General features: G+C 59.9%; 9 protein-coding genes. 7 read left to right on the top strand and 2 right to left on the bottom strand.

From position 1 onward, the window contains the following. Nucleotides 1-250: 250 nt before the first annotated feature. Nucleotides 251-463 (bottom strand): CsbD family protein, encoded by a 213-nt coding sequence (locus P792_RS24185; RefSeq protein WP_023977862.1) that lies wholly within the window; start codon nt 461-463, stop codon nt 251-253. 225 nt (nt 464-688) lie between these two features. On the opposite strand from P792_RS24185, the gene P792_RS24180 reads away from it, so the two are divergent. After that, nucleotides 689-1,588: a DMT family transporter gene (locus P792_RS24180; protein WP_023977861.1), complete on the top strand. Its 900-nt coding sequence runs from the start codon at nt 689-691 to the stop codon at nt 1,586-1,588. Between the two features lie 70 nt (nt 1,589-1,658). Beyond that, nucleotides 1,659-2,144 carry a Cys-tRNA(Pro) deacylase gene (gene ybaK, locus P792_RS24175; protein WP_051395801.1) on the top strand — a complete coding sequence of 162 codons (486 nt, stop codon included), beginning with the start codon at nt 1,659-1,661 and terminating at the stop codon, nt 2,142-2,144. Here the strand turns inward: ybaK and P792_RS24170 are convergent, their stop codons facing one another. Continuing rightward, nucleotides 2,145-4,595, bottom strand: a complete 2,451-nt coding sequence (locus tag P792_RS24170) for a TonB-dependent receptor (protein ID WP_023977859.1) — start codon at nt 4,593-4,595, stop codon at nt 2,145-2,147. A gap of 326 nt (nt 4,596-4,921) precedes the next feature. Between P792_RS24170 and P792_RS24165 the strand changes: the two genes are divergently transcribed. From P792_RS24165 to P792_RS38300, 5 genes are all read left to right on the top strand, one after another. Next, entirely contained in the window at nt 4,922-5,572 is a 651-nt protein-coding gene (locus P792_RS24165; protein WP_023977858.1) for a TVP38/TMEM64 family protein, read from the top strand. A 247-nt stretch (nt 5,573-5,819) separates the two neighbouring features. After that, nucleotides 5,820-7,124 (top strand): multidrug effflux MFS transporter, encoded by a 1,305-nt coding sequence (locus P792_RS24160; RefSeq protein WP_035439377.1) that lies wholly within the window; start codon nt 5,820-5,822, stop codon nt 7,122-7,124. Nucleotides 7,125-7,154: 30 nt separating this feature from the next. Continuing rightward, nucleotides 7,155-7,526, top strand: coding sequence for a response regulator (locus P792_RS24155; RefSeq protein WP_023977856.1), 372 nt, complete (start codon nt 7,155-7,157; stop codon nt 7,524-7,526). A gap of 78 nt (nt 7,527-7,604) precedes the next feature. After that, nucleotides 7,605-8,156, top strand: a complete 552-nt coding sequence (locus P792_RS24150; protein WP_023977855.1) for an adenine phosphoribosyltransferase — start codon at nt 7,605-7,607, stop codon at nt 8,154-8,156. 108 nt (nt 8,157-8,264) lie between these two features. Further along, nucleotides 8,265-8,492, top strand: a 228-nt coding sequence (locus tag P792_RS38300) for a nitroreductase family protein (protein WP_035439376.1), incomplete at its 3' end; no start/stop codon positions are given.

Raw genomic sequence — 8,492 nt, 5'->3', positions numbered from 1 at the left:
TCAAATGACCACCAACGCGAACCGCCTCAATCCTCACCGCCAACCCCGTCCGGTCATCCGTCTTACAATGCGAAGGGGAGGATACAGAGAGCGGGTTATCGTGAGCCGCTCCGCCATTGTGGAGTGCTGCCCCTGCCTGCTTGATCGCCATATCATCGAACCAGCGCTCATGGCGCGGGGGACAAGCGACACAGGCGCAAAACGCAAAAACGCCCCGCAGAGGCTGCGGGGCGTTTTTCGTGAGTGAGGCTCAGAGCTTGTTGAAGCCGTCCTTAACGCTGTCGATGCCGTTATTGACAGCACTCTTGACGTCACCCTTGGTCTTTTCGGCCTTGCCTTCGAGATTCTGGGCGGCACCTTCGGCCTCCAGCTTCTCGTTATGGGTCAGCTTTCCGGTTTCTTCCTTGATCGAGCCGACGACCTGCTTGACGGTGCCGCTGACCTTATCCGTGAATGAGCTCATGACGCTGTTCCTTCTCGCTGGGCCCTGCCCCTCGGTCATCCCTCCGGAAGATCGACCCTGATGTCGCCGCCGGGATGCCTGCGCAGGGCAGCACGGCCTTCTCAACGCGGCATCCGGAACAAAGTCGCATCGATCGCCCTGTTTCCAGACAAAACCCGTCTTTTTTTAATTCCCCGATCTCGTAATGTGAGCAAACCCTGACGCCCCAATCAAGAAAGATCCAGAATGGCCCCCTTCCTGTTTTTCGCCGTCGTCATTCTCTGGGGGCTCACCTGGTTTGCCATTCATCTCCAGATTGGTGGCACGACCGCCGATGTGGCTATTTTCTGGCGATTCGTCCTGTCAGCAACCCTGATCGGGGGCGGACTGGCGTTGACAGGCAAACTGCGCCTTCCGCCCAGACCGGCATGGCCCTGGATCGCAGGAATGGGCGTCTGTCTGTTCTCCTGCAACTTCCTTGGCATCTACAGTTCGGAACTCTATCTGCCGAGCGGTACCGTCTCGGTGGTGTTCAGCATGGCCACCCTGTTCAATACGCTCAATCTCTGGCTGTTCTTTCGCAAGACGCCCGATCTGCGCGTGCTGGCTGGCGGTATTCTGGGTGTCTGTGGCGTGGCCCTGCTTCTGGCCGGAGATATGGCGCATGAAAACTGGCATCTGATGCTTGCAGGCATGGGCTTTGCCCTTCTGGGCACCTTCCTGTTCTCCTGCGGCAACATGCTCTCGCGTCATCTCGCCCGGTTCGACATCAGTCTGACCAACACCATCTTCTGGGGCATGATCTGTGGCGCGACCTTGCTGGCGGTCATCATCCCGCTGTCAGGGCATGGTTATGGTTTCCCGCTTACGGCACGCTGGCTGGGTGGCCTGCTCTATCTGGCCCTGTTCGGCTCGGTGGCAGGTTTTCTGTTCTATCTCGAACTGGTTCGTCGCATCGGGGCCGACAAGGCCGCCTATGCCACCATTCTCTCCCCCGTCATTGCGCTGGGCATGTCTGCCTTCTTCGAGCAGGTTCACTGGTCCATTCCCATGCTGGCAGGGCTGGTCCTGATCCTGCTTGGCAACGTGCTGGCATTCCTGCGCCGCAAGCCCCTGCCCCAACCCGTCGAGGTGGAACAGGGCTGAGGCCGGTTTGACAGAATAAGGGTCCGGTTTTCTGATGGTCGTCTGACACCCACCCTCGGGAGACAATCTGATGAAACCCGCCTCTGGCCAGACACCTGGCCTCGCCCTTCTGGAAAAAGAGGGTATTGCCTACACGCTGCACAGCCATGACTACGACCCCGATGCCAGTCGCAAGGGTCTGCAGGCAGCGGAGTCACTCGGTGTCGCACCGGAGCGCGTTTTCAAGACATTGATGGTCTGGGTGGACAAGGACAAACCCGCCTGCGCGGTTATCCGCTCGGACCATAAGCTGCACCTCAAGGCTGTTGCGGCCGCGTTGGGCGGCAAATCGGCCGCCATGATGGCCCCGCCCGATGCTGAGCGCCTGACAGCCTACAAGACTGGTGGCATCAGCCCATTCGGACAAAAAAAGCGCGTGCCGATCCTTCTGGACCGACACGCGCTTGAGCAGGAAACAATCTTTGTAAATGCAGGCCGCAGGGGGCTGCAATGCGAGATCACCCCCGAGCCAACCGCCAGCCATTTTGGCTGGACGGTTGCGGCCCTTGCAGAATGATCAGAACCCGGTTGAGAGCGTGACCATCGCCGAGAACGGCGGGTTGAGGTAGTAGGACGGCTGACCACCGGAAGCGATCATGGTGCCATACACACCCTTGGTCGGGTTCAGGTTGGTGGTGAAGCCATACACGCCGTTGCGGAACTTGGCGCCCGTAAGGTTGGTCATGTTCAGCTGGATCTGCGGTGACTTCATGAAACCCTTGTTCTTGAAGCGATAGCCGATACCCACCTGGTTGGTGACATATTGCGGGATCGAGCTGTCATTCATGAAGCTGGCATATTGCTTGCCGACATAGATGACCTGACCCGAGAACCAGAAGCTACCATCGTCATAATCGAGGCCGAACTTGGCCTGCTTGGACGGCGAACGAATGGCAATCTTGCCAGCCGTCGGCAGCAGGTCACGGCCTACGCGAATGTTGTTGTCGATCGTCGAGTGCAGATATTCGAACGTCGCATAGGGACGGATATGGTGCCAGGCGCGTGTGGCGATCTGGATATCGACACCACGCGTGGTCTGGCCACCAGCGTTGACCGTCTGGCTGTAGCTCGCGCCTGCCGTCCCGTCATAGTAGTTGAGGGTCTGCTGACGGTTGGTCAGGTTATAGTTGAAGAACGAGATCGAGCCGACGATCAGCTCACCGTTATAGCGGTAACCCAGCTCTTCCTGAATGGTGTATTCCGGCTTGGAGGCCCCGCCCTTCTGGGTCTGGGCGCCTGCCGTGTTGTAGTAATCGACCAGCGAGGTGTTGGACGGCGCCTTGAAGTTGGTGCTGCCCGACACGTAGATCTGGTGCTCCTTGTTGAAGTTCCAGGCGATGCCGATCTGCGGCAGTGGCTCGGGCGTATGCAGGTTGCGGTTGTACTGCGTGCCCGGCGTGTAGTTGTACATACGACGGGTGACCATCGCTTCCTTGAAGCCGATCTGAATGTTCAGGCGGTCATTGAAGTACTTCATCGTGTCGCCGATGAAGATCATGTTAACCTGCGTGAGCGACAGGAAGTCACGGGCGCGGAAAGGCTGGCCTGTGGTCGTCTTGATGACGTCCGTGGTACCCCAGATGTTGTTCGCCTCACCGGTCGACTGGTTCACGATGCCATAGGGCGAATACTGGTAGAGATTGGCGTATTCGTACCACCAGCCCAGCGAGATATCGTGGTGATGATCGGGCTTGTAATGCAGCGAGATGGTATTGCCGGTGCGGAACTGCTCCTGATTCGACGGGGCCAGCGCCAGAGCGCTCTTGGCACCACCCAGATCGAGCTTGACGGCCTGGTTGCCCATATAGCTGGAGGCATTGATGACCGAAGCACCCGTGCCGTTGCCGATGCCGTGCCAGAAATACAGCGAATCCTCGAGCGTCAGCTTGGGCGTGATGACGATATGGGTCGGCAGGGCTGCAACCACGTTCTCGAACGGGTTGACGTGCAGCTTGTAATAATTCGCACCCGCTGCGGTCGGACCTGCATAATCCGTGGCGTAGTTGGTTGAATAACCGGTCGTGCGCCACTGGCTCAGATTCGGGGCCAGATAGAAATCGTTGGTCTGGTCGTTATAGGCTACGGTCAGACCGGTATGGCTTCCGTTGCGGAAGTCCTTCACCATCTTGAAATCGTAGTGGTACTTCTCGGCCTGGCCGGGGCCACGCCACGTGTTGCCCTTGGTGTGGCTGAACGCAAACATGGCGCGTACGCCGCTATTGCCGATATCACCGGAGTTCAGGCGAATGAACTGACGGAACGTGTCGAACGAGCCGAAAGACACATCCATTACCCCGCCGAAGCGATGCGTCGGATTGCTCATGGTCATGGTCGTCATACCAGCCGAGGCGCTCAGCACCGGGGTATCGAGATTGACCGAGCCCGGCTGCATCGAGACGCTCTCGAGGTTTTCGGATTCGAGCACTTCGTTGGCGTAAAACTGGCCACCACCGATATCGTTCAGCGGCGCGCCATCGAGCAGCCAGCCGATTTCCGTGGTGTCAAAGCCACGCACGTTGGTCTGACCCGTATAGAGACCGAAAGGATCGGCCTGGGTGACGTTCGCGGCAGGCATCATGGCGATGACCTGCTGCAGGTTCACGCTTGGCGCCAGCTTGGCAATGAAGTCATGCGTAATGGTCTGCACAGCCTTGGGGGCCGTCTCGACGCGCAGCAGGCCAGCACCCGGCTGACGGCTACGGCTGCTACGGCCCGTGACTGCAATTTCTTCAGGTTGCGAGCGGGCCATGACCGGCTGAGGCGCCGGGCGCATGGCGGGGGCAACAGTACCCGCAGCCGGTGCCGTTGTAACAGACGAGGCTGCTACGGGCCTGGCTTTTGTCGTCCGGTGTGTGGACGCATGGTGCTTGTTACGGGTCGGCGCGGCGGTCGATACCTGGACGCTGCCTGCAAGGGCTGTGCCTGCAAGAAGCATCATAAGACAACGATGCGTGAAACTGGACGACATAGAGTGGCGTTTCCCTCGGCACTGGACAAAAAGGACGGGTTCTATTCGACGTCGACAATATCGTTACGATATCGGACAGAAACCTACTTCCCGGCTACCAGTTACGTTGAGCAACAGCAACGAAAGCTACGTGACAATTGCGCGGCCATGACAGAATCGTCACGCACTGTTACCTATCTGCATCATGGCGCGCTTCCTAAAGCGCTCATGGGCTGCTAATCGCTCCGCATATCCCGCAATGGAGCCTTGCCCTGCCTGCTTTCCGCCCCGCCGACCGCGCGCCGCCCAGAAATCTCTGGAAGCCCGCACTCACGATTATCGTTCTGGTGGGGCTACTTGTGATCGCACGCGAATTTCAGGTGACACGCTCTGTGCTGACCCTGATCGAAGGCTGGAAAAACAATTCCGCCGCGCCGGTGCTCTTCCTGCTGATCGGTATCCCCTACAGCCTGTTCGGGCTGCCGCGTCAGGCGCTTTGTCTTGCGGCCGGGCTGGTATTCGGCGCGGTCGTCGGCTTTGCCCTGTCCACCATTGCCTCGCTCACGGGTGCCCTGCTCGGCTTTATATGGATGCGCCGTCTGGCTTCGCCCCAAACGCGTGAGCGCTGGCAGGCGCGCTTCAGGGGGAGGCTGCAGCTTATCGGGCATGTTCTGGCGCACTCGCCTTTTCAGGCTGTGCTGACCTTGCGGCTCCTGCCCGTTGGATCTGCCATCATGGTTACGGCGGCGGCTGGACTCTATGGTGTACCGCTGGCCGCTTTCGGCTGGGCCACGTTGCTGGGCGCAATCCCCCAGAATCTGGTTTTTGTCCTGATCGGTGCCGGGGCGCAGCTTGGGCAGAATATCCAGATTGGTCTCGGATTACTGCTTTTTGCCGGATCATCCTTTCTGGCCTGGTTCCTGCTCGCCAGAGCGCGTCGAGAGGGTAGTGCCCTCGCCCATTTGGCGGACAAGGCCGACCCAGATCAGCCTGTGTGATATGCCCCTGCTCCGCGCTCGAAATTGACTCTGGAGAGGGAATTCTCATGGGTGATATTTGCGGCAGGTCAAAAAAATCATTGAAAAACGGCCGGGCTGCGATATCTGACACGTCATCGCCAGAGACTGGCCAGAAAACTGCCTTCTTAAAACTGCCTTCTCCCTGTTGCGCTTGATGAGCGTGACGCCCGGCCGAAACGGGGCATTCGTCCTTATCTCATAGTCCTTTATCCAGCAGGAGCGCCTCATGGCCTCTCCCGACGGGATCTCTCTTTCTGTTGCCCCAACATCGGGGCGTCAGACCGACTCAACTCAACCGCCTGTTGTCATGCCCAGCTGGCTGCCCCTGCTGCTCGGGTTTCTGACTGCGGTGGGGCCGGTCTCGACCGATATCTACCTGCCCGCCTTCCCCGCGCTCGAGAAGTCACTGCATTCCCCCGCAGGAAGTGCTGGCATGACGCTTTCAGCGTGGATGGTGGGGCTTGCCATCGGGCAGATCAGCATGGGGCCGCTGGCAGATCGCTTCGGACGGCGCATCCCGATGCTGCTTGGCATGATCGTCTATACGGCAGGCAGTGTCGGCTGCGCCATGGCGACCACCATGAGCGCCATGTGCTTCTTCCGGCTCATTGCGGCCATCGCCGCATCGGCCAGTATCGTGATCCCGAGTGCCTGCGTGCGGGACGTTTCCACGGGAAACGAGGCCGCAAAGCTGATGTCGAAGCTCATTCTGATACAGGGAATTGTGCCCATTCTGGCCCCGATGCTGGGTGGCATCGCGCTCGACTATATCAGCTGGCGGGCCATTTTCTGGGTCTCGGCTGTCTATGGCGGCCTGTGTGTCCTGCTGCTGCTGCGCGCCTTTCCCGAGACGCTGCCGCCTGAAAGCCGGCGCGAGCTGCGCCCCCTCTCCCTGCTGCATCGCTATCTTTCCATCGCCCGTGAGCGCTGCTTCATCACCAATGCCCTGGTCTGGGGCTTCTGCGGCTTCCTCTCCTTTACCTATCTCACAGCCGCGCCGACCGTATTCGAGCATATCTTTGGTTTTACGCCCGCCCATTACGGCATGTTGTTCGGCCTGTTTGCGGTCTGCATGATCGGGTCGTCACAGATCAACGGGGCTTTGGTAGGACGTGTCAGCTCATCGGCCATGCTGGGCTGGGCGCTGGCCATTTCGATTCTGGGGGCCATCGCGTTGCTGGTCGTGGTGATGCTGGCCGAGCAATATCCCGGCCCGACACATCATATCCGTCCTGTCATGCTCATTCCTATCGTGGGCTGCATGATGATCACTCTGGGCATGACCGGCATTATCGGCCCCAATGCGATGGTCGGCGCACTCAGCAACCAGTCGCAGTTTGCAGGGAGCGCCTCGGCTTTTGCCGGCACCATGCAATATGCGCTGGGATCGCTCGCCAGCACGGCAATCGGCCTTCTGCCAGCCAACAGCCCGATGCCCATGGCAGCGCTCATGCTTTTTGCCGGGTTGATGATGGGCGTATTTGCCATATTGCGCCCCCACGGCCACAAGACGGTATCGTCAGCAAAATGATCGTCTGGCCCAATGGTGGAGAGTTAACGCATGTCCGATTCGCCTGTCCTTCTTGTCGAGGATGACGATTCTGTCGCCCTGATCGTTGAGACGATCCTCTCCACCCTTGGCAAGACGATCCTTCGGGCCGGCTCAGCCCAGCAGGCCATTGCGCTTGCGGGCTCTGATGCCCCCGGCCTGATCATCACCGATCTCAATCTGCCCGGTGACATGGGGGGCGATGCGCTATCCCTGCATCTGCGCAAGGCTCAGCCCGCACTACCCGTCATCCTGATCTCGGGAGATTTCGATGATGATACTGCCCGCGATGATCTGGTACCCGGCGCGGTGATCCTGCCCAAGCCTTTCCGGCGGGCTGCCCTGCTTGAGGCCATTGAAAAGGCCACGGCGCGCGCAGTCTGACATTTACTTTCGAGACCCGAACCGGCTAGATGCCGCGCCTTTTGATGATCTTGTAAAGCAGGGAAGAGAAGCAGGAACATGACCCAGACACCGATTCATGGCGATCAGCCCGAACTCGACCTCAAGAAGTATATTCGCGAGATCCCGGATTTCCCCAAGCCCGGTATCCTGTTTTACGATATCTCCACCCTCATCCGTAACGCCGATGCCTGGCAGATCGCGACAGCCCGTCTGGCCCGCGCCATCGCACCGTGGCAGCCCGATCTGCTGGCCGGGATCGAAAGCCGCGGCTTCCTCACGGCGGCGCCCGTTGCTATGCGCCTTGGCTGTGGTTTCATCATGCTGCGCAAGCCGGGCAAGCTGCCGGGCAAGACCATCTCGCTGAGATACGGGCTGGAATACGGTCAGGACGAGCTGCATATCCAGGAAGACGCGATCAAGCCCGGTCAGCGCGTGGTGGTGCTGGACGATCTGCTTGCCACGGGTGGCACGCTCGCCGCCTCGATCCGCCTGCTGAAGAATGTCGGGGCCGAGGTTGTGGGCACATCGGTTCTGGTCGAGCTTGACGGTCTGGGCGGCCGTGAGAAGCTGGACGCCCCCCTCCATTCGCTTCTAACCTACCCGGCCTGAGGGCCAGCCCAAGGCCAGACAGCCGACGCGTATGACCCGTGGGGGACGCCTTGTCCCCCCGATACGTCCTGGCGGTCATGGCAGGCCCCGTTCTGATGGAGCCTCGTCATGACAGATCGCCTCTCCTCGCTCTGGCAGCAGCGTTACCGCTCGCCCCTCCCCGCATCACTCGAGACGTCGCAAAACGCGGCCCCCATCTGCCAGAGCGCTGTTCTCGACAGCCTTCTCTCCCATCGCTCGGTCAGAGCCTATCGGCCTGATGCCCTGCCAGAGGGCACACTGGAAGCCGCCATTGCGGCCGCCCAGTCCGCCGCAACGTCGAGCAACCTTCAATGC

It is taken from the genome of Asaia sp. SF2.1, assembly GCF_000505765.1.
GTDB lineage: Bacteria > Pseudomonadota > Alphaproteobacteria > Acetobacterales > Acetobacteraceae > Asaia > Asaia bogorensis.
The sequence above is the reverse complement of the archived record's forward strand: the minus strand, read 5'-3'. Positions and strand labels throughout refer to the sequence as shown.

What these genes read in the sequence shown, in the direction of transcription:
- P792_RS24180 (WP_023977861.1), top strand. Translation starts at nt 689, where the DNA reads ATGGCCCCCTTCCTGTTTTTCGCCGTCGTCATTCTCTGGGGGCTCACC.
- P792_RS24160 (WP_035439377.1), top strand. Translation starts at nt 5,820, where the DNA reads ATGGCCTCTCCCGACGGGATCTCTCTTTCTGTTGCCCCAACATCGGGG.
- ybaK (WP_051395801.1), top strand. Translation starts at nt 1,659, where the DNA reads ATGAAACCCGCCTCTGGCCAGACACCTGGCCTCGCCCTTCTGGAAAAA.
- P792_RS24150 (WP_023977855.1), top strand. Translation starts at nt 7,605, where the DNA reads ATGACCCAGACACCGATTCATGGCGATCAGCCCGAACTCGACCTCAAG.
- P792_RS24155 (WP_023977856.1), top strand. Translation starts at nt 7,155, where the DNA reads ATGTCCGATTCGCCTGTCCTTCTTGTCGAGGATGACGATTCTGTCGCC.
- P792_RS24170 (WP_023977859.1), bottom strand. Translation starts at nt 4,595, where the DNA reads ATGTCGTCCAGTTTCACGCATCGTTGTCTTATGATGCTTCTTGCAGGC.
- P792_RS24185 (WP_023977862.1), bottom strand. Translation starts at nt 463, where the DNA reads ATGAGCTCATTCACGGATAAGGTCAGCGGCACCGTCAAGCAGGTCGTC.